Annotated in this window: 22 protein-coding genes; 6 read left to right on the top strand and 16 right to left on the bottom strand. The window is 47.0% G+C overall.

The features are described 5' to 3' along the window. Window positions 1-131 precede the first annotated feature (131 nt). From mvk to fni, 4 genes are read left to right on the top strand one after another with little or no spacing between them, the layout of a single operon-like run. Entirely contained in the window at window positions 132-1,085 is a 954-nt protein-coding gene (gene mvk / locus M3M35_RS01250) for a mevalonate kinase (protein WP_252750214.1), read from the top strand. Then, on the top strand, window positions 1,082-2,059 hold the full coding sequence (mvaD, locus tag M3M35_RS01245) for a diphosphomevalonate decarboxylase (RefSeq protein ID WP_252750213.1): 978 nt from the start codon (window positions 1,082-1,084) through the stop codon (window positions 2,057-2,059). Before mvk ends, mvaD begins: the two co-directional genes overlap by 4 nt. A gap of 14 nt (window positions 2,060-2,073) precedes the next feature. Then, window positions 2,074-3,159 (top strand): phosphomevalonate kinase, encoded by a 1,086-nt coding sequence (locus tag M3M35_RS01240; RefSeq protein ID WP_252750212.1) that lies wholly within the window; start codon window positions 2,074-2,076, stop codon window positions 3,157-3,159. Continuing rightward, entirely contained in the window at window positions 3,152-4,183 is a 1,032-nt protein-coding gene (gene fni, locus M3M35_RS01235) for a type 2 isopentenyl-diphosphate Delta-isomerase (RefSeq protein ID WP_252750211.1), read from the top strand. The genes M3M35_RS01240 and fni overlap by 8 nt, the downstream gene beginning before the upstream one ends. A gap of 33 nt (window positions 4,184-4,216) precedes the next feature. Here the strand turns inward: fni and M3M35_RS01230 are convergent, their stop codons facing one another. Further along, window positions 4,217-5,557, bottom strand: coding sequence for an RsmF rRNA methyltransferase first C-terminal domain-containing protein (locus tag M3M35_RS01230; protein WP_252750665.1), 1,341 nt, complete (start codon window positions 5,555-5,557; stop codon window positions 4,217-4,219). Next, window positions 5,535-7,064 (bottom strand): glycerol kinase GlpK, encoded by a 1,530-nt coding sequence (gene glpK, locus M3M35_RS01225; RefSeq protein ID WP_252750210.1) that lies wholly within the window; start codon window positions 7,062-7,064, stop codon window positions 5,535-5,537. The genes M3M35_RS01230 and glpK overlap by 23 nt, the downstream gene beginning before the upstream one ends. 141 nt (window positions 7,065-7,205) lie before the next feature. Between glpK and M3M35_RS01220 the strand changes: the two genes are divergently transcribed. Together M3M35_RS01220 and yjeM are read left to right on the top strand one after the other, a co-directional pair. Further along, window positions 7,206-8,627: a C69 family dipeptidase gene (locus M3M35_RS01220; protein ID WP_252750209.1), complete on the top strand. Its 1,422-nt coding sequence runs from the start codon at window positions 7,206-7,208 to the stop codon at window positions 8,625-8,627. Window positions 8,628-8,643: 16 nt separating this feature from the next. Further along, window positions 8,644-10,143 (top strand): glutamate/gamma-aminobutyrate family transporter YjeM, encoded by a 1,500-nt coding sequence (gene yjeM / locus M3M35_RS01215; protein WP_252750208.1) that lies wholly within the window; start codon window positions 8,644-8,646, stop codon window positions 10,141-10,143. 22 nt (window positions 10,144-10,165) lie between these two features. Here yjeM and M3M35_RS01210 read toward each other — a convergent pair whose 3' ends face one another. The 14 genes from M3M35_RS01210 to recG all read right to left on the bottom strand — a co-directional run bounded on the left by M3M35_RS01210 (window position 10,166) and on the right by recG (window position 25,401). Then, the gene (locus M3M35_RS01210; RefSeq protein ID WP_252750207.1) at window positions 10,166-12,172 is read right to left on the bottom strand and encodes a P-loop NTPase fold protein; all 2,007 of its coding nucleotides are present in this window, start codon (window positions 12,170-12,172) and stop codon (window positions 10,166-10,168) included. A 64-nt stretch (window positions 12,173-12,236) separates the two neighbouring features. Next, window positions 12,237-12,596, bottom strand: coding sequence for a 50S ribosomal protein L19 (gene rplS / locus M3M35_RS01205; protein WP_252750206.1), 360 nt, complete (start codon window positions 12,594-12,596; stop codon window positions 12,237-12,239). 107 nt (window positions 12,597-12,703) lie between these two features. Continuing rightward, window positions 12,704-13,456: a tRNA (guanosine(37)-N1)-methyltransferase TrmD gene (gene trmD / locus M3M35_RS01200; protein ID WP_252750205.1), complete on the bottom strand. Its 753-nt coding sequence runs from the start codon at window positions 13,454-13,456 to the stop codon at window positions 12,704-12,706. Further along, the gene (gene rimM, locus M3M35_RS01195; RefSeq protein WP_252750204.1) at window positions 13,457-13,972 is read right to left on the bottom strand and encodes a ribosome maturation factor RimM; all 516 of its coding nucleotides are present in this window, start codon (window positions 13,970-13,972) and stop codon (window positions 13,457-13,459) included. A 78-nt stretch (window positions 13,973-14,050) separates the two neighbouring features. Further along, window positions 14,051-14,296 (bottom strand): KH domain-containing protein, encoded by a 246-nt coding sequence (locus M3M35_RS01190; protein WP_252750203.1) that lies wholly within the window; start codon window positions 14,294-14,296, stop codon window positions 14,051-14,053. 12 nt (window positions 14,297-14,308) lie between these two features. Beyond that, window positions 14,309-14,590: a 30S ribosomal protein S16 gene (gene rpsP, locus M3M35_RS01185; RefSeq protein WP_252750202.1), complete on the bottom strand. Its 282-nt coding sequence runs from the start codon at window positions 14,588-14,590 to the stop codon at window positions 14,309-14,311. An 83-nt stretch (window positions 14,591-14,673) separates the two neighbouring features. Further along, the gene (gene ffh, locus M3M35_RS01180; RefSeq protein ID WP_252750201.1) at window positions 14,674-16,119 is read right to left on the bottom strand and encodes a signal recognition particle protein; all 1,446 of its coding nucleotides are present in this window, start codon (window positions 16,117-16,119) and stop codon (window positions 14,674-14,676) included. A gap of 11 nt (window positions 16,120-16,130) precedes the next feature. Further along, window positions 16,131-16,490 carry a putative DNA-binding protein gene (locus tag M3M35_RS01175; protein WP_252750200.1) on the bottom strand — a complete coding sequence of 120 codons (360 nt, stop codon included), beginning with the start codon at window positions 16,488-16,490 and terminating at the stop codon, window positions 16,131-16,133. Between the two features lie 2 nt (window positions 16,491-16,492). Then, complete coding sequence (ftsY, locus tag M3M35_RS01170; RefSeq protein WP_252750199.1) at window positions 16,493-17,725, bottom strand: signal recognition particle-docking protein FtsY; 1,233 nt, start codon at window positions 17,723-17,725, stop codon at window positions 16,493-16,495. Window positions 17,726-17,727: 2 nt separating this feature from the next. Next, complete coding sequence (smc, locus tag M3M35_RS01165) at window positions 17,728-21,264, bottom strand: chromosome segregation protein SMC (protein ID WP_252750198.1); 3,537 nt, start codon at window positions 21,262-21,264, stop codon at window positions 17,728-17,730. Between the two features lie 15 nt (window positions 21,265-21,279). Beyond that, entirely contained in the window at window positions 21,280-21,990 is a 711-nt protein-coding gene (gene rnc / locus M3M35_RS01160) for a ribonuclease III (protein ID WP_252750197.1), read from the bottom strand. A 79-nt stretch (window positions 21,991-22,069) separates the two neighbouring features. Continuing rightward, the gene (locus M3M35_RS01155; RefSeq protein WP_252750196.1) at window positions 22,070-22,321 is read right to left on the bottom strand and encodes an acyl carrier protein; all 252 of its coding nucleotides are present in this window, start codon (window positions 22,319-22,321) and stop codon (window positions 22,070-22,072) included. Window positions 22,322-22,339: 18 nt separating this feature from the next. Next, on the bottom strand, window positions 22,340-23,359 hold the full coding sequence (plsX, locus tag M3M35_RS01150; protein WP_252750195.1) for a phosphate acyltransferase PlsX: 1,020 nt from the start codon (window positions 23,357-23,359) through the stop codon (window positions 22,340-22,342). 11 nt (window positions 23,360-23,370) lie between these two features. Continuing rightward, on the bottom strand, window positions 23,371-25,401 hold the full coding sequence (gene recG / locus M3M35_RS01145; protein ID WP_252750194.1) for an ATP-dependent DNA helicase RecG: 2,031 nt from the start codon (window positions 25,399-25,401) through the stop codon (window positions 23,371-23,373). Between the last annotated feature and the right edge of the window lie 43 nt (window positions 25,402-25,444).

Here is a 25,444-nt window from a genome sequence, read left to right as displayed (position 1 = left end):
CTACTTTCGTTTCTAACTATGCATATTTTACTACAAATCACGCTATAACGGGACATTGACTCCCAAGTTCAAGGACGAAGTTTAGAAACGACTATGGTAAAATAACATTGATAAGAAAGTGAGCGATTGAAATGAAAACAACAGCAACTGGCAAGAGTCATGCTAAGGTCATCTTTTTAGGCGAACACAGTGCCGTTTACCAGCAACCGGCCATTGTCTTCCCGGTTCCCCAAGCGACCGTTACCGCAACCATCAAGACTACTAACGCTCCAGTTTCTTCAATTACCAGTGAGTACTATACCGGACCGGTCAGCGAGTTACCCCCACGCATGGCGGGCGTGGCGACCCTGCTCCACCACCTCCAGCACCAGCTAAATCCGCAATCCATCCCGACCCACCTGACGCTTCACAGTACCATTCCGCTAGGACGAGGGATGGGGTCTTCAGCCGCGATTGCCAGTGCGATTACGCAGGCGTACTTTGCATTGTTTGAAACGCCCCTCCCGCGGGAAACGTTGACCGCCTATACTGATATCGAAGAACACATTACCCATGGTAATCCGAGTGGCATCGACGCCCAAACGGTAAACGTTGCCCATCCCATTTTGTTTGAAGAGCAACAATTTATTGACTTTCAGCCCCCGTTAACGGGGTTTTTGGTTATTGCAGATACCGGTTTAGCTAGTGATACCAAAACGGCAGTGCAGCAGGTCCACCAGTTTTTAACCGCGGATCAGCAACGCCAGGACCTGATTTTACAGTTGGGAAAATTAACCGAACGCGTCAAACAGGAACTCCAGCAACAAGATTTACTGGCCACCGGGCACAGTTTAACCGCGGCGCAGACCATTTTACGTGCGTTAGGCGTAAGCACCCCTCAGATTGACCAACTGGTCACAGCTGCCCATGCCGCCGGGGCGCTGGGCGCTAAACTAACCGGGAGTGGCCTAGGCGGTTGCATCATTGCCCTTACGGAAACTCGAGCAGCAGCACAGACCGTTGCAAAGGCCCTCACAGAACACGGTGCCACCCAAACCTGGATTCAAAGTCTACACGAGTTAAACCCACAGGAGGATTTATCATGAAAAACCATGCTAAGGCCCGGGCGCATACCAACATTGCCCTCGTCAAATACTGGGGCAAAGCTAACGAAGCGTTAAAGTTACCAACTACCAACAGCCTCTCGCTCACTTTAGATCGCTTTTATACAGACACCAGTGTTACCTTCGATGACCAACTACCTGCAGACCAGATTAGTTTGAACGGGACCGCCCTGGAAGGCCCGGCCGCCCACCGGATTACAACTTTCTTGGACCTTGTTCGCACCCAAGCCGGAATTAGTAGCAAAGCGCAGGTTACCACGGTTAACAACGTTCCAACCGCTGCTGGACTAGCTTCCTCGGCCTCTGGGTTTGCCGCCCTCGCTGCGGCTGCTAGTCGGGCCAGTGGCTTACAGTTAGATCACAAACAACTCTCTCGGCTAGCGCGGCGGGGATCTGGTTCTGCGACGCGGTCCATCGATGGCGGGTTTGTCGAATGGCACAAGGGCTTTGGAGACCGAACCTCCTTTGCTACGCAGGTTGCGCCTGCCGACTACTGGAACCTCAACGTGATCGCGATTTTGGTAAACCAACGGCAAAAACAAATCAGTAGCTCCGTGGGGATGAAGCGTTCGCAAACGACCTCACCCTACTACCGCGAATGGGAAAAGCTTTGCAAACACGACTTAAAAAAGCTTAAAATGGCAATTAGTAACCGGGATTTCAATTGCTTAGGCACGATTGCCGAGGAAAATGCGATGCGGATGCACGCGTTGACCCTGAGTGCAGCACCTGATTTTTCTTACTTTGACGCTGATTCGTTAAAGGCCATGCGGTTGATTCACCAACTGCGAGCAACTGGAATTCCCTGCTACTTTACGATGGATGCCGGACCAAACGTCAAGGTCTTAGTGGAACCGAAACACCTCAACGCGGTCTTAGCAGCGCTAACCCCCGCTTTTGGAGCCAATCAACTGGTCGTCGCTGCTCCCGGACCTGGCATCCAATACCTTACTTAGAAAGAAGACTAACATTGATTACAACAAGCACCCCGGGAAAACTTTATTTGGCAGGTGAATACGCCGTCGTTGAGAACGGGAACCCAGCCATTATTGCCGCCGTTAATCGGTTTGTAACGGTCACGATTGCGGAAAATCAAGAGCGGTGCTCAATTACTTCTCAACAATACGAAAACCATCGCGTGCACTGGGAACGGGTTAACTCGCGCATGATTGTAGATGACCGTGATAACCCCTTTCAATACATTATTGCGGCCATCCAGGTAACCGAAGATTACGTCCAAGCATTGGGAAAACCAATTCAAAAGTACCACCTAAGCGTCAACAGTGAGCTAGACAGTGGGACTGGGAAAAAGTATGGACTGGGCTCATCCGCTGCCGTGACGGTGGCGACCATTAAGGCGCTCTGTCAGCTCTACCAGCTCTCGTTGAGCAAAGTCCAACTCTTTAAGTTGGCCGCAATTGCCCACTTCAACGTTCAGGGGAACGGTTCACTCGGTGATGTTGCGTCGAGTGTCTTTGGGGGCTTAATTACATATAGTTCCTTTGACCGCCAGTGGTTAGCTGAATTCCGAGATAAGATTGCCCTCCCGGAACTGTTGAAATTGGAGTGGCCCCGCTTAGAGATCACTCCCTTACAGATCCCGAGCGTGCTCCGCTTTTTAGTGGGCTGGACCGGCTCGCCGGCTTCCACGTCCCGCTTAATCGATAAAGTAGAACTAAAAAAGGGAAAGCATGGCCCTCAGTACGAACGCTTTTTGCATGAAAGTAATAAATGCGTCCGTGAAATCACCAACGGATTTCGGCAGAATAACAGCAAGTTGATCATGCAAAATATCAACCGGAATCGTCAGCTCCTCCAATCATTGAGTACCCTAGCTGGCGTCACAATTGAAACGCCCCAACTAACGAAGTTAATTGACATTGCCGATCACTTTGGCGGTGCCGCCAAAACTTCCGGTGCGGGTGGCGGAGACTGTGGGATCGTGTTAATCGAAGCCAACTACGATATTGCCGGCCTCCAAGCTGCTTGGCAACGGGCGGGAATTGAACCATTAAACCTCGCGATTTATAACTACGAAGGAGAACCCAGTGACTAATCGTCAATCACACCGAAAAGATGAACACGTGTCGCTAGCCAAAAAGTTTCACCAGGCTTCGACAGCTGGCTTTGCGGACCTCCATTTCGTTCCAAATGGCTTGCCGGAGGTGGCCGTTTCAGAGATTGAGCTCAACACGACCTTCCTTGGCCATCAGTTTGCTCTCCCCTTCTACATTGAAGCCATGACGGGGGGCAGTAAGTACACGCAGAAGCTCAACCACCAACTGGCGGAAGTGGCTAAAGCGACTGGGGTTGCCCTGGCATTAGGAAGCGCTAGCGTGGCGCTACGCGACAAAACTACCCTCCCCAGCTTTACGGTCGCCCGCGAGGTTAATCCCACGGGATTTTTACTGTCCAACGTCGGGGCGGGGGTCACCCCCACCCAGGCGCAGACCGTGGTCGACTTACTGCAAGCAGATGCCTTAGAAGTGCACATCAACGTGGTCCAAGAACTGGTCATGCCAGAGGGCGATCGTGATTTTCACTGGCTGACTAATTTGCAACAAATTGTGGAGCAGGTCAAGGTGCCCGTGATTGTTAAAGAAGTTGGCTTCGGCTTGGATCAAGCCACTCTCCGCCAGCTTGAAGCCATCGGCGTGCAAACCGTTAACGTAGGCGGGCACGGGGGGACTAACTTTGCCCAAATTGAAAACTTCCGGCGCCCCCATAAAGATTTGGCCGACTTCAATGATTGGGGCTTAACGACCGTGCAATCGTTATACGAGGCCCAGGCGGTTCCCGATTTGCAAATTGTCGCTGCTGGTGGAATTACTACTCCCCTAGAAATTGCTAAGGCGCTTTATCTCGGCGCGGATGCCGTGGGGATTGCGGGTGCAATCTTAACCACGTTAATCGACGATGGCGTGGAGGCCACCATTACCAAGTTGCAGGAATGGAGCTTTGGCCTACGCGCCATTTTCACCGCGCTTGGTGTCAAAAACATTGCCGAACTACGCGAGCGACCGGTCGTCCTGAGTTCAGAACTAGAAAATTACTTACAACAACGTCATTTACGACCATAAAAAAAAGGATGAGCTAGACTGCTCATCCTTTTTTTATACTTGAAAGCGTAATCCCTTCGGAAAGAAGTTCTTTACAGTTCCATTGACTACCTTCCCAAAGCCAACTGGCATCTGTTGGTACAGTAATAAATACCAGCCCTTGGGTAGCTCAGCATCCGTGCTAAAGGTGTCACCATGCACATACTGCTGCCACTGATCATAACTAATCGTTAGCGTCCGTTGCGCCTGCTCAGGCCGCAGAACCATGGCCAAGCCATAGCTAGGTTCAATTCGGTGTTTTTTTAAGGTTCCCAGTGGCGTTCCCGGTCGCATCACCCGTAGCCCCTGTAAATCCGGAATTTCAGGGTTAAACGAATATAATTGTTCGCCAAATTGCAGTAACGAGCCCGCCTTAAAATCTGTCAGGTTTTGGGCTACAAATTGCTGCCATTCTTTACGCTCGGCACCGGCAACGTTACTGCGCTGGCCCCGAATCTTAACCGGCTTCCCTGTCGCGGTGCTTTGCAGTTTAGCGATGAAATGTCCGTCGCCCGCAAAGGACTGCGGAAATAACCTGAGAGCGCGTTGGAGGTCTGGATTACCGTTGGCCCACTCGGGACGACCATCGCTCATTCCCGCGCTTTTATCCAAAGCAACGAGTTCTAGCGGATACTGGTCTAGCAACCACGCAATGATTTGTTCGTCTTCTTCAGGTGCAAACGTACAGGTTGAATACACGAGTTGTCCGCCGGGCTTTAACATTTTAACGGCTTCTTGCAGGATTTCGCGCTGGCGCACCGCACAGGCTGCCGGATAATCGGTATCCCAGTACGTCGTCGCAGTCGGATTTTTCCGAAACATTCCCTCCCCAGAACAGGGCGCATCCACTAAAATTTTGTCAAAGTAGGCGGGAAATGCGGGGCTTAACCGGTCGGGGCGTTCATTTAAAATCAACGGATTCCAGACCCCGAAGCGCTCGAGGTTCTCCACTAAAACCTTGGCCCGACCCCGATCAATTTCATTGGCCACTAGTAAACCCTGATTCTGCATTAACCCAGCCAGTTGGGTGGATTTTCCCCCGGGTGCGGCACACAAGTCCAACACCCGCTCCCCGGGTTTTGGAGCAACAGCCTCCGCAACCAACATGGCAGATGGTTCTTGACTATAAACATACCCACTTTGGTGGGCCGGCGACTTCCCATCAACCTTGCCATAATACCCATCATGCACGTTCGGAATGGACCGACTTTGATCAACCGCCGGGTTAGCTGGCGGTTTCAAGGGGTTCAGACGAAACCCGTGCTGGGGTGCTTCTGCAAAACTTTGTAAAAAGGCCGGAAACTGGTCTCCTAATAACCGTTGGTACTTAGCTTTAAATTGAGTTGGTAGTTCCATCATGAGGTTCCTCCGCAAATAATCGGGTCGCTGCGACCGCTTGTTGCCAGTTCGCATACCGCCACTCCCGCATGGAGGCAGCTAACTGGGGTTGATAACTAGTCGTGGTCCGTGGTAAGGCCTGTAACGTCGCGACATCTGGCCAATACTTGACCTGTAAGCCAGCCAGATATGCCACTCCTAAAGCCGTCGTTTCTGCTAAGGGGGCCCGCGTAATGGTGGTGCCTAAGATGTCAGCCTGAAACTGCATCAAATATTCGTTTTTGGACACGCCCCCATCGACCATCAGGGATTTTAGGGGCAATCCCGTTTCGTGAGTCATGGTCTGCAAGACGTCCCGCGTTTGAAATGCCAAGGACTCTAAAGTTGCGCGAATGAGCTGCTTGTCATCAGTTTGTTGGGTCAGCCCTAGAATTGCTCCCCGGGCGTTTTGGTCCCAGTACGGCGCGCCTAGCCCACTAAACGCGGGAACAACGTATAACTGATCGGTTGCGGCGGCCTGCTCAGCTTGAGTTGCCGTCGTGGTGACATCCTGGACGAGGGCGACCTGGTCCTTTAACCATTCAACCGCGGCTCCTGCGGTAAACACGCTTCCCTCAAAGGCGTACGTAACTTGCCCGTTTAAGCCATAGGCAATCGTGGTCAGTAGCCCGTGCTCAGACAGTTGCGGCTCATGTCCTAGATTCATCATGATAAAGGCGCCCGTCCCGTAGGTATTCTTCGTCTGACCGGGGTCTAAAGCTAACTCACCAAATAGCGAGGCCTGCTGATCTCCCGCAATCCCCGTAATGGGAATTTGGACGCCCATGAGGGTGAATTCCTGCGTATACCCGTAAAAATGACTGGAATCATGAACCGTTGGTAACATGGTCCGCGGAATCTGAAACAGTTCAAGCAACTCTTGATCCCAATCTAGGGTGTGAATGTTATACAGCATGGTCCGGCTGGCGTTGGTTACGTCGGTTGCGTGCACGTGACCATTGGTCAGTTTCCAGAGTAACCAGGTATCAATCGTACCAAACAGTAAGTCCCCTGCCTCAGCCTGCTCCCGAGCGTGCGGCACCTGGTCTAATAACCACTGTAACTTGGTCGCGGAAAAATAAGAATCAATCAATAATCCCGTCTTTTGCTGAATGAAAGTTTGATAGCCCGCTTGTTGGAGATGTTCTGCAATTTCGTTGGTTTGCTTTGATTGCCATACAATCGCATGGTGAATCGGTTGCCCGGTTTTGCGATTCCAGACCACCGTTGTTTCGCGTTGATTGCTAATCCCAATCGCACGAACCTTGTACGGCGGGGTTTCCGTTTGAAAGAGTACTTCTGAAATAACCGTTTCCGTTCCGTTCCAAATCTCTAACGGATCCTGTTCCACCCACCCTGGTTGGGGGAAAAACTGGTGAATGGGACGTTGCGCCTGGCCGACAATGCTTCCTTGTTGGTCAAAAAGAATGGCACGCACGGAAGTCGTTCCTTCATCAATTGCTAAAATGTATTGTTCGTTTTTCATCGTCTACTCCATCTTTAAAATTCAGTCCTTATTATAACCTTTTCCCCTAGTTCTGCCTAACGACGACCGTCTCTGATTTCGTGCTGTCGCTGAGAAGTGTAGAATGGATGCGGAACTAAAATTATGAAGGAGCATCAGCACATGACAGAACCGAATTATTCCGCCTGCACGAGTATGTTAGTCGGTAAAAAGGCAACCGTGGATGGAAGTACGTTAATTGGTCGTAATGAGGACGCGAAGGCCGCGTGGCCCAAGCGATTTGTCGTTCATGACCATCAGGTTGCTTCGCACCCAGTTGTTTTTCAATCCACTGCAAATGGCTTTCAATTAGACCTACCCAATGAGGCCGCAAAGTACACCGCGACCCCCGAGTGGACCACCAGCGAGGGACTATTTGAAGAGGATGGAATTAACGAACACGGCGTGGCAATGAGTGCCACCGAGAGTACCTATGCCAACGATGCCGTTTTAGGTTGTGATCCACTGGTTCCCGATGGAATCGGCGAAGAAGCCATGGTCACCGTTGTCCTTCCCTATGTAAAATCCGCACGGGAAGGTGTTCAACGCTTAGGTGAAATTGTCAGTACCAAGGGGGTCAGCGAAACCAATGGGGTCCTCTTTTCGGATGACCAAGAAGTTTGGTACTTTGAAATTGGTTCCGGCCACCAGTGGGTCGCACAACTGATCCCCGATGATTGTTATGCTGTCGTTGCCAACCAAATGGCCATCGAAAAGGTGGACTTTAACGACCAAGCGAACTTTCAGTGGGCGCCGCAGTTAACAGAATTTGTGACTACCAACCATCTCAATCCGGATCGCCACGGCTTTAACTTCCGCCACATCTTTGGGACGCGCACTCAAATGGATACCTATTACAACACTCCCCGAGTGTGGTACGGGCAAAAAATGTTTACTCCCGATGTAGATCAGGATCCAACTTCGCAGGACCTGCCCTTTTTACGCAAGAGTGACCGCTTGTTGTCGGCGACTGACGTTCAAAACCTCCTGAATTCTCACTACCAGGGAACCGAGTTTGATCCAGTGGGAACGGGCAGTGAATTTGACAAGCATCGGTTCCGTCCGATGAGCTTTGCCAAAACCCAGGAAGCCCACGTCTTACAACTCCAAGCAGACCTGCCCGTTGAAATTGGGGGCATCCACTGGCTATCAATGGGGGTGGGAGCCGAAAGTACCTTTGTTCCCTTTTTCGCGGGAATTAGTGAAACGCCCGTGGCCTATCAATATCCGGTTGGCCACGACTATGATCCTCAGTCTGCTTACTGGAATTTCAAACTAGTTGGAATTCTGGTTGATGCTCACTACCACCGCTTTATCGGTCAGGTTAACGACGTACAAGCTGAACTACGTCAGAGTTATCGGCAAATTATTAACCAGACGCAGGCCCAAGTTGCCACCAGCAATGATTTAGTTGCATTAGCCAATCAAGCTAGTCAACAAGCAGCTGAGCTGGCTTTAACCCGCTTCCAAACGTTAGCAACCCGGCTGATTACGGAATCTGCTGATCTATCGCCGTTAAACTACCACCAAGATTTGAATTTATAAGGAGGATCAGCACACCATGTCGAAACAAAAAATGAAGACTGGTTCCCTGGTCTTAATGATTTTCTCTGCCATTTTTGGCTTTGCCAACGTCACCGTGGCCTATGATCAAATGGGCTACGCTAGTATTATTTGGTATGCCTTTGCGGCACTTGTCTTCTTTCTCCCCTCAAGCCTAATGTTTGCCGAATACGGTTCTGCCTTTAGCGATGCTAAGGGTGGCATCTACTCGTGGCTTAAAAATTCAATTGGGGAACGCCTCGCTTTTATTGGCACGTTCATCTGGTTAGCAGCCTGGATCATCTGGATGATTTCCGTCGCTAGTAAGGTGTGGATCCCTGTTTCCAACATTTTCTTTGGATCTGATAAAACAACAACTTGGCATCTTTTTAACCTTTTCACGCCGATGCAAACCATTGGAATTCTAGGCGTTTTATGGATTATCATCATTACCCTCTGTGCTACCCAGGGCTTTGAACAAATTGCTAAGGTTGCAAGCATCGGTGGTTTCTTCACCATTTTGTTACCAATCATCTTCGTCTTCCTTTCAATCGTGGTGCTAATCTTGCATCATGGACAACTAGCCGAACCGATTCACGGGCTTAGTTCCTTTATTAAGTCCCCTAATCCCCTGTTTGCTAGTCCCATTGCCCTCCTCTCGTTCGTAGTCTATGCAATCTTTGCCTACGGTGGAATGGAATCCGTGGGTGGCGTGGTCGATGAGGTAGATCATCCCAAACGAACCTTCCCACGTGGTGTCATCATTGCTGGGATTTTAATGGCCATCATTTATTCAGGAGCGATTTTCTTTGTCGGGGTAACTGCTAATTGGCATACCGTCCTGGGCAATAATCAGGTTAATCTTGGAAATATTACCTATGTCTTACTTAATAACCTAGGAGTGGTCTTTGGTCAAGCAATCGGGGTATCACATCCAGTTGCGTTAACAATGGGTAGTTGGTTGGCCCGCTTTGCGGGGCTTAGCATGTTTATCGCCTACTTAGGCTCTTTCTTTGTCTTAATCTATTCTCCGATTAAATCATTCATCGAAGGCTCTGATCCCCAAATTTGGCCGAAACGCGTTACGAAGTTGAATCGCCACGGCATGCCTGCCTTTGCGATGTGGCTTCAAGCGGCAGCAGTGACCGTGGTGATCCTAGCCATTTCCTTTAGTGGATCGGGAGCACAGAAGTTTTATCTGATTTTAACTGACATGGCCAACATCTCTAGCACCTTCCCGTACCTCTTTTTGGTGGGAGCCTTCCCCTTCTTTAAGCGCTTATCTGGGATTGAACGACCATTTGTTTTTTACAAGAATCGAATCATGACTAACGTGGTTGTAACTATCATTCTCATCATCTTAATTTTAGGAATTGGCTTTACAGCCGTTGAGCCCCTCTTAGAACATGATTACCAGACCGCTTTTTGGACCATCTTCGGTCCGGTTGTCTTTGGATTAATAGGTTGGTTGATGTACGAATTTGGGTTGCTGAAAAAACGTAGACAACAATTGCAATAATGAGAAAAAGAGATTGGAATTATCAAATCTCTTTTTCTTTTTTATTTATTTTCAATAAGCTCTTTAAAACATGATCTTTATATTTGTTCTTACCATATCCAAAATCTAGATCGCTATCGTTCACTCCGCTTAGTACCTTTTTACCGTTAGAATCTTTCTCCAGCTGCACTCCATAAGCATCCCAAAATGCTTTATATTCAGTTGCTTTTAACTCCTCAATAAACTTAACTTCTTTATCAAATGGTATATTAATCTTAGAAATAATATTTTCATTTTCTCCAGGTTCAATTTTAATTGTTTTTAATTCAAGAGGATCAACCCGATATCCTAACTTAATGATTAATAACTCTGCATCATAGTCCCTAGTTCCAAATTCGATATTACTAATTTCATTAGTTAATTCATAAAAATAATCTCTTACATTAATAACATTAATTATGTTATTAATATTATTTAAATTCAAACAAGATCTAAAACAATATAATTTTTTAGTATTATTAATTTTAATATCCAAAGAATTAGATGCTTCTGTAAAAATTCCATTAAAATCCGCAAACAATTTTGAATCATCATTGGCTAAATAACCACTGAATTCTTTTCTTTTTTCAAAAATAGTTTTAATTAATTTATTAGGTTTATAACGAATTTTTAAATTGAGTGCTTTATTTAAATTGAGTGCTTTAATAGCATGTTTTTCAAGAATTAATTGACAAGCCTTATATTCATTGTTTCGCATATTACGAATATAATATAAAAATTCATCGTAAAAATTAAAATCTAATTTATTATTATCATGATTATCTTCATCATACGCAAAAAAATCATCCAGCTTACTACCATCATCTTTGATTATTTCATTCAATTCAAAATTTGAATGATTAGTTGCAAGTTCGTTTAAAAAATAAACAGATGGGTTTTTTGAAAAATCCTCAGGAGTAACCTTTCTCTTCTTCAAAATTTGATTTATTAAACTATTTAAATTTTCATCGTCTTGATCATCACTAGGTAACTTTCTCTCAACAATTAACTGATAGCGGTCCGGATGAAATAGATATAGATAAATCAAAAGAAGTTGCTGATCAGTTTGAACCCTATTAATTTTATTGTAATTAATAAATTCACTTTGTACATACGATAAAAAATGATTTCCATCTCTAGCAGTGAGATTATCATTATCAAAAATCTTTTTTAAAGAATGAATGTTAAATGGTACTAACAAAGTGTTTTCTATTACACTAATCACATTTTTAGTTATATTCTTTGAACTTAATGAATATGGTAAAGAAATTTTTTGATCAATTATTTTACCTAAATAATTGTTTTCAATATTCTCAATATTATTCAAATCACCAACAAATATAACTGCAATTTCATTATGAACTTCATTAAATAATATATATAATTCTTTCTGGTTGTCAGCATCAATACGGTCAAAATCATCAATCACAAGTACTTTTTTATTACTTTTTTTTATTAGCTTTTTTTTCGAACTCTGAAAATACCATTTGTCAATATCAAACCAATTTTTATCATTCAAAAATTTATATGATCCTAAAAAGATTAAGGATATAATAAAAATCAAAAACAATACTAAAGATATTCTTTTAAATAAATGATTATTATTAATAAAATTAATCCACGAATGTGGAAAAAATACTGTATAATCAAAAAATGTGTTTTTTAATCCATTGAAAATTAAAAAGCAAGTTCCAATCACACCAAAAAAAACAAAAAATATTTTGAATCTAAATATCCTTTTAGCAAATTTTGGCCTTATTTCATTAAATAAGTTTTTAGAAAATGTTTCTTTGTTTTTGGGTTCCCAAAATTTTAATTCAAAAATGTCGAAATTATCATTTGCTAAAATTTTTTCTACTTGTTTAAGATATTCAGTTTTACCACTGCCCCATTTTCCTTGCAAAAAATATGTTTTAGGTGCCTTTGCAATTTCTTCCGCAAATTTTTGGGCTTGTGGTTCAGTGTCAATTTGATCTATTTTCATGCTTTCATCTTTAGAGCTATTATTCATTGCTATGTGATCCTCTGTTTATTCTACAAAAAAACGACTGGAAAAATTTCCAGCCGTTTTTCTTCTAGCGTTTTTTGAATGATTGCTTGATCCGAGCAGCCTTTCCTTGACGGTCGCGCAAGTAGTAAAGTTTTGAACGACGAACCTTACCACGACGAACTACTTCAAGTTTAGCAACCCGAGGTGAATTGAGTGGGAAAATTCTTTCCACACCAATTCCGTTACTGATTTTACGAACAGTGTAAGTAGCTTGAATTCCAGCACCGCGGCGCTTGATAACTACCCCCGTAAAATCTTGGACACGTTCTGTGTCACCTTCAACAACCTTAACTGATACCGTTACAGTATCACCAGCCCGAAAATCGGGAATATCAGAACGTAATTGTTCCTGATTGATCTTTTCGATCAGCTTGTTTTGACGCATGTCACTTCTCCTAACTAGCACTCATATCTTTCCGACAGCGGAATACTGTTGTATTTTAGTCTCACGACTAACTAATAATATACCACACTCGCTTAGCTAAATAAAGCCTAATTTTGCTCCAATTCAATCTTAACTTCAGCCAGTAATTCCTTGGCACGCGGTGAAAGTCGGTGATAATCAATTAGATCGGGACGATGCACGTAGGTTTTGCGTAATGATTCCTTTAAGCGCCAGTCCGCAATCTTTTGGTGATCACCATTCATTAAGACCTCCGGTACCTTAGCACCCCGAAAATCAGCTGGGCGCGTGTACTGTGGCGCCTCTAACAAGCCGGTGGAGAAGGAATCGTCCACCGCCGATTCATCGTTTCCAAGCACTCCTGGGATTAACCGCGACAACGCATCAATCATAACCAAGGTAGGCAATTCACCCCCGGTTAACACGTAATCACCGATGGAGTATTCATCGGTAACCACTTCCTTAACCCGCTCGTCAAACCCTTCATAGTGACCACAAATAAAGGTTAGATGATCGGCTTGGGCTAACTCGGCTGCCGCTTGCTCATCGAACCGCTTCCCCGCTGGATCAGTTAAAATCACCCGGCCAGCTGACAACCCCTCTGCTTGCGCTTGTTTTTGGGTTGCCGCCACCGCATCGACAATGGGTTGTGCCTGTAACAGCATTCCGGCCCCACCGCCATATGGAGTATCATCGACGTTATGGTGTTTGTTGGTCGAAAAATCCCGGAAATTAGTTACGTTAACCGATAGGAGCTGTTTTTCGACCGCTTTTCCTAAAATCGAGTCATGCAAGGGCCCGTTAATCGTATCTGGGAATAAACTCAAGACATCAATTTTCATCTACTCTAGCCCCTCTAACAATTCGACCGTAACCTGTCCTTGATCCAGATCAACCTGCTTAATCACCTCATCGATTTTGGGTAGGAGTAAATCTGGTTGCCCGTTGCATTCAACCACCCACACGTCGTTTGGACCAAGGTCCATGATGTCCTTAATCGTACCGAGGGTGCGTCCTTGTTCGTCAACTACATCTAAGCCAATGATTTGGCTGTAATAGTATTCACCGGGCTGTAGGGGCGCGTCTGCCTGTTCAGCAGCGTCAATCTTTAAGGTTGCTGGCTTGAGATGTTCTACGTCATTAATCGTGGGATGATCCTTAAAGTGCAACAAAATAAAGTTTTTGTGCTTGCGGACATGATCAATTTCTAAGCGTTCCATGTCGCCCGTTTTGGGAAAGGCGTACAGAATGGCTCCCGGGCGAAACCGGACCTCTGGAAAATCCGTCTGAGAAACCACGCGGACTTCCCCCTTAATCCCCTGGGTATTAACTAACTTTCCGACTTCTAAGTAGTCCATAATTACATCGTTCCTTTAACTTCAAATTATGCTAAAAAAACTCCTAAATAAAACAACGTTTTATCTAAGAGTTTTCTGCTATTTACCATCATCAATAATTAACTTAACCCGTTTGTTGTCAGGCACGTGAATACTGTAAACAATGGCGCGAATGGTTTGGGCCACCCGTCCCCGTTTACCAATCACCCGTCCCACGTCTTGGGGATTAGGGGTTAAAATATACTCGTGAAACTCGTTCGTTTCCTGGTGACGAATCTGAACGTCATCGGGAAACTTCACTAACGGTTTAATGATGGTTGTAATTAAGTTGTCAAAATTCACCATAACTAATCAGCCTTATTTTTGCTTGTTAGCTAATTTAGCTTCATGAAGTTTCTTCATGATCCCGGCTCTTGACAAAATGTTACGAACTGTATCAGAAGGTTTGGCACCCTTTTCTAACCAGTCTAAAATAGTTTCTTCTTCTAAAGTTACTTGGTTTTCTTGAATCAATGGGTTGTAAGTCCCCACGTTTTCAATGTAACGACCATCACGAGGACTTCGTGAATCAGCAACTACGATTCGATAAAATGGATTTTTCTTAGAACCCATTCGTTTCAAACGAATTTTAACAGACATAATGACACCTCCTCATGTTTTCTTAACGGTTTCTATCTTACCAAGAATAAAAAGTAATGTAAAGTGTTTTTTCTTTACACTCCTTATTTTTTCCGCTTTTTCAACCGCTTCCGTTTACTCTTCTTCATTTTCCGGCTCATCCGCTTCATGGCAAGGTTGGAGAGTTTCCCTCCCATGCCACCGCCGCCCATGCCGGCGGCTTGCATCATGTTTTCCATCCCGGCCATGTTCCCGTTGGAAACCTGATTCATCATCTTTTTCATCTGATCAAATTGTTTAATCATCCGGTTCACGCTTTGAATTGGTTGCGCCGAACCCCGGGCAATTCGCCGCCGCCGGGAAGGATTTAACACATCGGGATTTTCGCGTTCTTCATTGGTCATCGAGTAGATCATCGCTTTGATCCGCTCTAAGTCCTTGGGATCCATTTCAACGTTTTTAAGCGCTGGGTTATTGGCCATTCCCGGAATCATTGCCATGATGTCTTTTAACGGCCCCATGTTTTGAATTTGCTGGAGTTGGTCCAAGAAATCGTCAAAGTTAAAGGAATTTTCCCGCATCTTTTCGGCGAGTTCCTGCGCCTTTTGCTCGTCCACGTTTTTCTGGGTTTTCTCAACCAGGGACAGCACGTCTCCCATGCCCAGAATTCGGGAAGCCATTCGATCTGGATGGAAGACATCCAGATCTGTCATTTTTTCCCCTTGACCGGTAAACAGAATTGGTTTGCCGGTTACTGACTTGATCGACAGGGCGGCTCCCCCTCGGGTATCTCCATCTAACTTCGTCAGAATGACCCCGGTTATATCGAGGGCATCGTTAAAGCCCTGCGCCGTTTCAACCGCATTTTGCCCGGTCATTGCATCTACAACTAACAGAATATCGTCTGGATGAGAAACGGTCTTGATTTCTTCTAACTCGTGCATGAGTTTTTCATCAATTTGTAACCGCCCGGCCGTATCAATGAAAACATAATCATTGTGGTTTTCACGGGCCTGAGCCAGTCCATCCTGCACGATCTGAACTGGATCCACATCCGTCCCCTCGGAAAAGACGGGCACGTCAATTTGCTTTCCGACCTGTTCTAACTGGTCAATTGCGGCTGGACGATAAACGTCAGCTGCAATTAACAACGGTCGCGCATGCTCATCCTGTTTGAGCCGATTAGCTAACTTTCCAACCGTCGTCGTTTTTCCGGCCCCTTGCAGCCCGACCATCATGATCACCGTTGGAATTTTAGGTGACTTAGTGAGTTCCGTTGCTGAACCACCCATCATGGCGGTTAGTTCATCGTCCACAATTTTAACGATTTGCTGCCCCGGGTTAAGCCCTTCCAGCACCTTTTCACCCTTGGCCTTTTCCTGGACCTTTTTAACAAAGTCCCGAACCACGGTAAAGTTTACGTCAGCATCTAGTAAAGCCAACCGGATTTCGCGCATGGTGCTCCGTAAATCCGCTTCACTAATTTGCCCTTTCCCACGTAAATTTTTAAACGCATTTTGTAACTTTTCTGATAACCCTTCGAATGCCATCGTTACTCCTTTTAGTTTTCTTCTAGTTTTTCTAGGCGCTCAATTAACCCATTCAAGGTTTGATCATTAGGATACTTCGTCTGAATCGTCTGCGCCAGTTCATCAATCAAATGATTTCTGGTGACAAATTTCTGGTACAAGCCCATCCGTTCTTCATACTTTTCTAAGGTCATTTCCGTCCGCCGGAGGTTGTCATAGACCGCCTGGCGGCTAACCTGAAAATTTTCAGAAATCTCACCCAAAGACAGATCATCCGCGTAATACTGCCGAATGTAATCAGCCTGTTTGGGGGTTAGTAAACTCCCATAAAAATCAAATAACGCATTAATGCGATTATCCTTTTCTAGTTTAGCATTAAAATTCGTTTCCATGGTCATTCCTTAATTAAGCCTTTAAATAGGCCATAGACAAAGTCCTCTGGGTTAAAGGTCTGCAAGTCATCGACCCCTTCACCGAGACCGACGTACTTAACGGGAATGCCGAGCTCTTGCTTAATCGCCAGCACGATCCCACCCTTGGCAGTCCCATCTAACTTAGTCAAAACAATCCCAGTGATCTCAGCGACATCGCGGAACATCTTCGCTTGGACGAGCGCATTTTGCCCAATGGTCGCGTCAATTACCAGTAACACCTCTTGCGGTGCGCCCGGAATTTCCCGCTGAATGATCTTGTTCATCTTTTCCAACTCTTTCATGAGGTTAACTTTGTTTTGCAACCGCCCCGCCGTGTCAACCAGCAAAATGTCGTAATGGTCGTCCTTGGCTTGCTTAACCGCATCAAAAACCACGGAAGCAGGATCGCTGCCCTCTGGTTTTTTCACGATCGCAACCTGATCACGCTCGGCCCACTCGGCGAGCTGTTCAATGGCTCCGGCCCGGAAAGTATCCGCCGCCGCCACTAGGACCTTCTTGCCAGCCTGACGGTACTGATTAGCGAGTTTTCCAATCGTGGTGGTTTTCCCGGCCCCGTTCACTCCAATCATCAAAATGATGGTTGGTCCATCTGGATTTTCATGCAATTCAGTATCCAGCGGTTCGGACCCATCGTAAATTTCCACTAACTTTTGGACAATGAAGTTTTGCACTTCATCGCGCCCCTTGATGTTATTGAGCCGGACCGCTTCTCGCAGTTGGTCACTGATGGAAGTGGCGGTGTTGACCCCCACATCAGCCTGAATCAACGTGTCTTCTAGGTCATCAAAAAACTCCTCATCAACCGACCGGAAGTTTGCAAATAACCGGTTCAAGCTTTGTCCAAAGGAAGACCGGGACTTGGATAGTCCATTTTCATACTTTTGCTCTGGCTCTGCATCACTGGTGGACGTTGCGGTCGAAGTCGTCTCCGTGGTCGATTGGACGTCTGCTTCCGCACGTGTAGTTGATGCAGGCGACTCTGAAGCAACTGTTGAAGTTGCATCCGTGGTGGGTTCAGCGGTTGCTGTTGACTCCGTTGCTTCTGCCACCGAGGTAGCAGCACTAGTGGTCGCCACTGAAACCGATTCCGCAGCACTTGCCGCGCTCTCTGATGCACTGATTGACGCTGACTCGGACTGGGATTCGTCTGGTGCTTGCTGATTTTTCCGTTTAAAAATATCAAATAAACCCATTCTTATTTCTCCTTTTTCTGCGTTGCTTCGAGGTTAACGGAGACGAGCTTTGAGACTCCGGAATCCTGCATGGTAATCCCCACTAACTGGTCGGCATACACCATCGTCTCCTTGCGGTGGGTAATCACAATAAACTGGGTGTGCTGTTTCAATTTTTGCATGTAACGCGCAAACCGGTCAACGTTGGCTGGATCAAGCGCGGATTCCGCCTCATCTAAAATCACGAAGGGAACCGGTTTAACCTGTAAAACCGCAAACAAGAGGGCCAAGGCGGTGAGGGCCTTCTCGCCCCCGGATAACAAGCTCAGATCCCGGTACCGTTTCCCCGGTGGCTTCACTAGAATGTCAATTCCGGTTGTCAATAAATGGTGCGGATCCGCCAGTTTGAGCTTCGCTTCCCCACCACCAAAGATATGCCGAAACACGGCAGTAAAGGCCGTGGCCACTTGGTCAAAGGTTCGTTGAAAGCGTTGCTTCACCGTTTGATCCATTTGATTCATAATTTCTAATAGTTGCTGTTTGGCTGCCAATAAATCATCGAGTTGCCCGTTCACAAAATCAGCCCGGTTTTTTAATTCCTCGTAGGCCGCGATTGCACCCACGTTAACGGGGCCTAATTCTGTGATCGTGTCCTGAACCGTTTGTAATTCTTGTTCTAATGCTTCGACATCTAAGTCAACCACCTGAAGCGGTTGCTGGGATTGGGCTTGCAGGTCGCCTAACTCCCGCTGTAGCTTCGCGGTCTCTTGTTCCTGAAGCGATGCTTGTAATTGCGCTTGTTGCAGGTCCCGTTGCACCGTGGTCAGCGCTTGTTGGGTCGTAGTTAGCTCCCGTTCGTTAGCTTCATCGGCTGCTTGGAACTCGGAAGCCCGCTGTTTACTCTCCGCGAGGGCGTGTTGTTGGCGTTCAATGCGAACTTGTAATTGCTCTGGATCAACCTCAGTCACCGTTTGGAGTTGCTCCAGTTCCTGCTGAAGCTGGGTTACCTGCTGAGTAAGCTGGGTGCCCTCGGTGGCAGCTTTGTCCCGTTGCGCGGTCTCAGTTTGGACCTGTTGGCGCGCCTGTTTCAGCCGTTCTCGAATCTGGCTGAGCCGTTGTTGTTGTTCCATCAAGGTAGCCTGACTACGTTGTTGGTCGGCTTTATGTTGCTGAATTGCTTGTTTTAACTCGCGAACACGGGCTTGGTTTTCCGCAATCTTAGCCTCCGTTGCTTGAATCTGCTGGGGAGTCGTGGCCTCTGAATGGTCCGATTCGTCATCAGCGTGTTGCAACTGGAGTTCGAGGGCAGCGACTTCCCGTTTTTGCTTGGTCAGGGCGGTCGATAAACTGGAGACCCGTTCTGCCTGTGCCTTCAGTTCAGCGGTGTGACTAGATTCTTGTTGATAAGCTTCGTCCCGCTTAGCTTGGGCGGATTGCTCGGCTTGTTTAACCGCCGCGAGTTGCTCTTCTTGCTGCTTTAATTTAGTTTGTAACGTTTGTGCCTGACTCGTTAACGTGGCGAGTTGATGCTTCTGGCGGAGGATCCCGTTTGGTTCGTGTTGATTCTTACCCCCGGTGATTGAGCCCCCCGCGTTCACCACTTCTCCATTCAGGGTTACAATTTTCACCCGCCGCCGAAGTTTATGGCTCAGTTGCGTAGCTTGTTGCAGATTAGTGGTAACTAACACGTTTCCCAGTAAGTGGTTTTTTACCCGCGTTAAGTTTTCGGGCATCGTCACTAAGTCCGCGGCCACCCCCACTAATCCTGGTTGTTCACGGGCCACTTGTAACAAACTAGGGCTAACAAACCGCTCGTTAATGGCATCAAGGGGCAGGAAGGTCACCCGCCCTAACTGATGTTGACTTAAATAGTGAATTGCCTGGCGGGTAGCGGCAACGGTCTGCATCACTACCTGCTGAAGGGCCCCGCCTAACGTCGTTTCAATCGCAACCAGATATTGATCGTCGACCTGCATTAAGTCGGCAACTGGTCCTAAAACTCCGCTCAAATCCTGCTGGTGCTTGAGGAGGTTTCTCGTGCCGCGGTACAAGTTATTGTGCCCAGCGACCATGTTTTGTAAACTGTCTCGTTCGGTTTTAACCGTCTGAAAATCACGAAGTTGCTGGTACCAGGCTTGTTGGAGTTGGTCTTGCTGGTTCGATAACTCATCGACTCGGGCTTGCATCTGTTGTTGACTAGCCTGGGCCGCGCTCGCTTGGTGCTTAATCGCGGTAACCTGCTCCTGCGCTGCTTGTAATGCTTGTTCCAGGCGTTGTTGTTCGGTCTCTAACTGTCGTTTTTGGCGTAGCTTTTCCTGATAAGCCTGCCGCTGTTGTTCTGACATCCGGGAGGCCATCCGTACCTCATTCTTTTGGTTCGTCAGTTGTTGCATTAACGTTACGTATTGACTACGAGCCGTTTCCAACGCTGCTTCTTCACTTTCCACCTGCTTTAGTTTGGCGGTGGCATCGCTATCGGCAATTTCTTGTTCCAACTGATTAAGCTGGTTGGTTGTAGTCTGTACGGTCGTCTGGGCCGTTTGTACCTGCTGTTCTAGCTGTTGCAGCTGAGTTTGGTTGTCCGTGCGCTGACGTTCTAATTCCTGGAGTTGGGTTCGTTTAAATTCTAACTGTTGCTGACGTAACTTGGCTTCTCCCGTAGCATTTTCGAGTGTTTTAGTATCGGTTAATAGTTGTTGCTGTTGCTGCTCGCGTGCTTGTTGGGTGGCCGTTAGCTGCTGGTGAAGCGTCTGCTTTTGGTCCCGCAACTGCTCCAGTTGCTCCGTCAGTTGCCGCTGCTTAGTCGTTTGTTGGGTTACCTGATTTTGAGTCGCTTGGTGGGTCTGTTGCAGGTGATCGGCACGGCGCGTTAGCTGGGTGAAGCGCAACTGTTCTAACCGTTGCTGCTGACGCAAATAGAGCGAAGCAGTCTCGCTTTGCTCTTGTAAGGGAGCTAACTGTTTCCCTAGTTCATGGGCAATGTCTGATACCCGATCCACGTTCGCTTGGGTTTCCGTTAGCTTTTTTTCTGACTCCGCCTTTTGTTTTTTGTACCGGTAGACGCCGGCGGCCGTTTCGATGACCGCCCGACGCTTCTCTACGTCTCCGGCTAAAATATCATCCACGTTTCCCTGGGAAATAATGGAGAGGGAACCTTCTCCCAACCCCGTATCTAGAAACAGTTGTTGAATTTCGCGTAATAAACATTCCTGATCATTAAGCAGATACGTACTCTCACCGTTGCGGTAGTACCGTCTGGTGATCTTGACCTCACTGTAATCAGTGGGTAAATAATGATCGGCGTTATCAAAAACCAAACTTACCTCAGCCCGGTTTAGGGGACGCCGGTCGTTGGAACCAGAAAAGATGACATCCTTCATCTTGTGACCCCGCAGTTGCTTCGCGGACTGTTCCCCGAGCGCCCACCGAATCGCCTCAATGACGTTACTTTTTCCGCTCCCGTTAGGACCAACGATTCCCGTTAATCCATCCTGGCATTCGATGACCGTCCGGTCGGCAAATGACTTAAAGCCGGAAATCTGAATCGACTGTAACTTCACGAATGCTCCCTCACTTTACTGCAATTTCTGGTCTTTAATCCCTAACTTGTTTAGGGCTGCCTTGGCGGCTGCTTGTTCGGCACTCTTTTTCGAGTGGCCTTCCCCGATGCCTAGTTCCTTTTGATCGATTAAGACGGCAACCTTAAACTGACGGTCGTTATCCGGCCCGTTTTCATCAAGCAGTTGGTAGTCAATAGCAACGGGCCCGTTAACTTGAATTGCTTCTTGTAATTCCGTTTTGTGGTCAAAAAATTCGTCAAACCAACCCTCGTCAAGCTTCGGGAAAATCACGAGGCGACAAAAATTCTTCACGGTTTCAATTCCTTGGTCTAGGTAAACGGCCCCGATAAACGATTCAAAAATGTCACACAGTAAGGAATCTCGCTTCCGGGCGCCCGCCTTTTCTTCCCCTCTCCCCAGGCGAATGTACTTATCAAAGTGACATTCCCGGGCAAAGCGACTAAAACTGTGCCGATTAACCATGGCAGCCCGGAGTCGGGTTAAGCGTCCTTGGGGCATCTCTGGATACCGTTTAAAAATGTAGTCAGAAACCACTAACTGGTAAACAGCGTCCCCGAGAAATTCCAAGCGTTCGTAAAATTTTAAATTTTGATCTGGATGTTCGTTAACGTAGGAAGCTTGCGTAAATGCTTCATCAAGCAAATCTTCGTTATTAAATTTAATGTTATAATCATTTGCTAATTTATGATCAAATTCTTTCTGCAAGTGAATTTCCTCCCGAATATTTAATGGTCTTATTATAGCATTAAACGAAAAACCCCATCAGGACGTGATGGGGTTACTTTCATTTCTTGTTAGGCGTATTTTGAATGATGACCGTCACCAAATCTTGGACCGTTTCGATTTGCTCGGCAGCGTCATCTGGAATCACATCACCAAATTCATCCTCAATTTCAACGATAAAGTGGGCTAAATCCACAAAGTCCGCCCCCAAATCACGTTGAAAGTTAGTTGCCACGGTCACGTCCGCCGCTTGAACTTGAAATTGTTCTCCAATCGTTTGTGCAACCGTGTTAAATACCGTTTTTTCATCCATTAGTCAGTACCTCCACCGCTAATCTTGTTGTTGCTTGGCATGAAACTGCGTTGCAATGCCCGCAACTAAATCGGAAGTTGCCACTTCTTCGGCATTCTGTAACGCATAAAAAATCGTTTTGGCGTTGCTATTCCCGTGCGTTTTGATTACCGGGGCCTTCAAACCCAACAGCACTGAACCCCCATACCGGGTGTAGTCCATTTTTTTCGCAATCCGTTTTAAAGCGGGTTTTAACAGGAGTCCTCCGAGTTTTTCGCGGAGTCCCCCCTGCTTAATACTATCCTTGATCATATTAACCACGGTGAGAGCACTGCCTTCGATTCCCTTTAAAGCAGCATTGCCGGTAAAGCCATCGGTGACGGCAACATCTGTCACGTTGTTTAAAAGGTCGCGGGCTTCAACGTTGCCGATGAAGTTCAGTTCCCCCGCTTCTCCCAGGGCAGATAACGCTTCGTACATCTTCCGATGAGCAACGTCCCCCTTGTCGGCCTCGGTTCCGTTATTAATTAGCCCAATCCGCGGATTAGCCTGGTTCCGAACCTGTTGACTATAAATTTTACCTAAGCGCGCATACTGAATAACGTTTTCCACCTTGGCATCCGCATTCGCCCCCGCGTCAATCATGGTAAAACCCTGGTCGTTTTGAATCACCGGGAGGGTGACAATCAGACCGGGACGTTCAATCCCCTTCATCCTGCCAATAATCAACAGCCCGGCTACCATTAAGGCGCCGGTATTTCCTGCAGAAAGCAATAAATCAGCCTCGCCGGCCCGGACGGCTCGCGCCGCTAACACTAAGCTGGCCTGTTTTTTCTTTTTAACCGCCCGCACGGGTTCATCATCCATTTCAATCACTTCAGGGGCATGGACAATCCGCAGGTTTTGCATACTTTTTACTAAAGGTTCGATTTTGCGTTGATCCCCAAATAAGATGTACTCCACATCGTTATGACTGGCATCGCGAGCTAACTCTACTCCTTCTACAATTGCTTGTGGGGCATAGTCGCCCCCCATGGCATCAATTGCAATCTTAATCATGAAGCAACTCCTTAATCGAATGAGGTCTGATTATTTAGTGCGTGTAACTGCCGCACTAGGTTTTGGTTTTCTGGTTTTTGCATCCATTCGGCATCATCAGTTACCATTTTAGCGACTTCTTGAGCGGCACTCAAGACATTTACGTCTGCAACCGGGTCCCCCACGTTAAAGTTCGGAATCCCCGATTGTTGCTTCCCTAAAATATCGCCAGGTCCCCTTAATTCTAAATCTTTTTGGGAAATAAAGAAACCGTCGGTTGAACTACTCATGACATTCATCCGTTTAATGCCCACCTTGTTTTTAGGATCGGCAATTAATATACAGTAGGACTGCTGTGTGCCCCGTCCTACCCGTCCCCGCAACTGGTGTAGCTGGGCCAATCCAAAGTGATCCGCATCAAAAATAACCATGATGCTAGCGTTGGAAACGTCAACTCCCACCTCAATGACGGTGGTCGACACTAAGACTTGCGTTCGATTGGCTTTAAAATCGTCCATGACCTGATTTTTATCGGCTTCGTTCATCTGTCCGTGTAATAAGCCAACGTGAAAATCCGAACCCAATTGCTCTTGAAAGGCCGTATAGGTCATCATGACGTTTCGCATCTCGACGGCATCAGATTCATCAATCAATGGCACCACCACGTAAGCTTGTTCGCCCTGTTGGAGGTGCTTTTTCACAAACTTCAGCATCGTTGCTTCTTGACTACTTTTAATCCAGGTCGTTTTAATCGGCTTCCGACCGCCGGGAAGTTCGTCAATCACCGAAACGTCCATTTCACCATAAGCCGTAATCGACAGGGTCCGCGGAATCGGGGTGGCCGTCATCGATAAAACGTTGGTAGCGGCGCCCTTTTCGCGCATCTGTTTGCGTTGGTTAACTCCAAACCGGTGTTGTTCGTCAATCACCGCTAGCCCCAGGTGGTGGTAGCGAACGTTTTTTTGAAAGAGGGCATGCGTCCCCACCACTAAATCAATCTGTCCCGCTTTAATCCGGGGAAGTAACTGCCGACGGGCTTTGGCCGGCGTATCCCCAGTTAATAACGCGATGTTAACGTTCGTTCCCGCAAATAACTGGGCCAAGCTGTTGGCATGTTGCTCCGCTAATATTTCGGTCGGTGCTAAGAGCACGGCCTGCTGCCCGGCTAACACGGTGGCTAAAATTGCGAGGGCTGCGACCACCGTTTTCCCACTTCCCACGTCTCCTTGGAGCAGGCGATTCATTGGAACTGGTCGTTGTAAGTCCGTTAAAATTTCTCCGACCACCCGGTGCTGGGCGTCGGTAAGCTGGTACGGCAGGTCATTAAGAAACGGTTGCAGGGTTAATTTATCGGTCTTAATGCACGCAGCTTGGTTCTCGCGTTGATGTCGGTGTTTCAGGGTCTGCAACCGCATTTGAAACAAGAAGAATTCGTTAAACTTAGCGGTCCGACGTGCTGCTTGAACCGCCTCTGGAGTGCTCGGAAAGTGCATTTCCCGAATAACCGTTTTAAGTGGTTCTAAGCGGAATTTCGTGCGAATCCACGTGGGCACGAAGTCTTCTAAAGTATCCTGATATTCAGCGTAAGCGGTTTTAATCAGGTCGTGCATGGTTTTCTGGGTAATTTGGTGGTTAACCGAATAAATGGATTGCACCGTTTGTTCCGAAGGTTGCAAGAGCTTCATTCCCGTCAAACTTTGTTTTTGGGCGTTAAATTTCCCGTGCACCAAAATCGTTTGTCCCACTTCAACCTGTTTTTTTAACCAGGGTTGGTTAAAAAACGTCACGACCACAACGTCATGACCAACCATCAATCGTAACAGTAATCGGTTTTTACGGCGCCCAAAATAATTAACGACGGGTTCCGCGGCGACGGTGCCCTTTAACGTGACGGTTTGTTGATCATGTAAGTCCGTGAGGGCTTGGCTTCGAAAGTCCTCATAACGAAACGGAAAATAGGTTAGGAGATCAAACACCGTCTGGATGTTTAAATCGGCCAGCGCCGCCTGCTTTTTCGGACCGACCCCCTTCAGGGTTCCCACTGGATCTAAGCTGCTTTTCACGAACTTCACCCCCTACCTGTTGCAAAAGGCTGCCAATTCTCCT

This window comes from Fructilactobacillus myrtifloralis, assembly GCF_024029335.1.
Lineage (GTDB): Bacteria > Bacillota > Bacilli > Lactobacillales > Lactobacillaceae > Fructilactobacillus > Fructilactobacillus myrtifloralis.
Note: the sequence above shows the minus strand (reverse complement) of the source record. Positions and strands in the feature narration are given on the sequence as shown.